Here is a 2,015-nt window from a genome sequence, read left to right on the forward strand (position 1 = left end):
CGGCGAGGGCAGCCTCGGCAGTTCGATCGCGAGCGCGGCCGACACCGCGACCACTTGGGCGCAGGACAACCTCTCGGGGCTGACCAACGCCTTCCGGGACGCGATCACCAACGGTCTGCTCAATCCGTTCCAGACGCTGCTGACCGATTCGCCGTGGTGGGTGGTGGCCGGGGTGCTGGTCGCCCTCGCGGTCGTGCTCGGCGGCCGGCGGTCCGGGGTCACCACGGTGGTGTGCCTGGGCCTGCTGGTCGGCACGGGCCTGTGGTCGGACGCGATGACCACCCTGGCCTCGACTGTCGTGGCGACGGTGCTGGTGATGGCGCTGGGCATCGTGTTCGGGGTGTGGATGGGGCGCAGCCGGATGGTGGACCGGGTGCTGCGGCCGAGTCTGGACGCGGCGCAGGTCATGCCGCCGTTCGTCTATCTGGTGCCGTTCCTGGCGCTGTTCGGCGCGACCCGGTTCACAGCGATCGTCGCCGCCCTCGTCTATGCCGCGCCGGTCGCGATGAAGATCGTCGCGGATGGGGTGCGGGCGGTGCCGGAGGCGACGGTGGAGGCGGCGACCTCGGCCGGGTGCAACACCTGGCAGATCATCACCAAGGTTCAACTGCCGATGTCACGCGGTGCTCTGACTCTCGCGACGAATCAGGGTCTGATCTACGTGCTGTCGATGGTTGTGGTGGGCGGCCTGGTGGGGGCGGGTGCCCTCGGCTACGACGTGGTGGCCGGTTTCTCGCAGGGCCAGCTGTACGGGAAGGGTCTGGCGGCGGGTCTCGCCATCGTCCTTCTCGGCGTCATGTTCGACCGGATCACTCAGGCAGCGGCGCGACGCGCGAGCGCATAAGGAGCAACTGACCATGGCAGGACAAGCGACACACTGGAGAGCCGGCGTGGTGGGCCTGGCCGTCCTCGGCCTCACGCTCACCGCCTGCGGCGGGACGAAGGTCGGAGACAGCTCCTCGCAGGCCGGCAGCTCGGGCAGCTCCAGCGGTTCGGGCAAGTGCGGCACCTTCAACCTCGCGGTCAACCCCTGGGTGGGCTACGAGGCCAACGCGGCGGTCATAGCCTACGTCGCACAGCATGAGCTCGGCTGTACGGTCAACAAGAAGGACCTGAAGGAAGAGATCGCCTGGCAGGGCTTCGGGACGGGTGAGGTCGACGCCGTCGTCGAGAACTGGGGCCACGACGACCTCAAGAAGAAGTACATGACCGACCAGAAGACCGCGGTCGACGCCGGCCCCACCGGCAACGAAGGCCTGATCGGCTGGTACGTGCCGCCGTGGCTGGCGAAGGCGCACCCGGACATCACCGACTACAAGAGCCTGAACAAGTACGCGGCCAACTTCAAGACCTCGGAGTCGGGCGGCAAGGGGCAGCTGCTGGACGGCGACCCGTCGTACGTCACCAACGACGAGGCGCTGGTGAAGAACCTGAAGCTGGACTTCAAGGTGGTGTACGCGGGCAGTGAGACGGCGCTCATCCAGGCCTTCCGCAAGGCGGAGAAGGACAAGGAGTGGGTGATCGGCTACTTCTACGAGCCGCAGTGGTTCCTGTCCGAGGTTCCGCTCGTCAAGGTCAACCTGCCCACGTACACCGAGGGCTGTGACGCCGACGCCGCCAAGGTCGCCTGCGACTACCCGGTGTACAAGCTCGACAAGGTCGTCAGCGCGAAGTTCGCCAAGTCCGGCAGCCCCGCCTACGACCTGGTGAAGAACTTCACCTGGGCCAACGACGACCAGAACGTGGTGGCCAAGTACATCGCCGAGGACAAGATGAGCCCCGACGCGGCCGCGAAGAAGTGGGTCGACGCCAACCCGGACAAGGTCAAGGCCTGGCTGAAGTAGCCCCGGCCTCCTGAGGCTCGCCGACCGGTCGGAACCCGCCCGGTGGGCGGGGCGCGATCTCCGCGCTCCGCCCACCGGGCATTGCCGTGTCCGGGCCCGTTTTTCCCGGGTTCCGCACCCCTTGACACCCACGGGGACGGCGGGCACATTGAGTTGCGCAACCTGAACCGT

2 protein-coding genes are annotated in these 2,015 nt (G+C 67.5%); both read left to right on the top strand.

The window, feature by feature from the left end:
* A partial coding sequence (locus AQJ58_RS40150; RefSeq protein WP_159056433.1) for an ABC transporter permease occupies positions 1-844 on the top strand: 844 nt, incomplete at its 5' end.
* A 13-nt stretch (positions 845-857) separates the two neighbouring features.
* Positions 858-1,844: an ABC transporter substrate-binding protein gene (locus tag AQJ58_RS40155; RefSeq protein ID WP_067259568.1), complete on the top strand. Its 987-nt coding sequence runs from the start codon at positions 858-860 to the stop codon at positions 1,842-1,844.
* The last annotated feature ends 171 nt before the right edge of the window (positions 1,845-2,015 follow it).

The sequence above is a fragment of the Streptomyces sp. DSM 15324 genome, assembly GCF_001514285.1.
GTDB lineage: Bacteria > Actinomycetota > Actinomycetes > Streptomycetales > Streptomycetaceae > Streptomyces.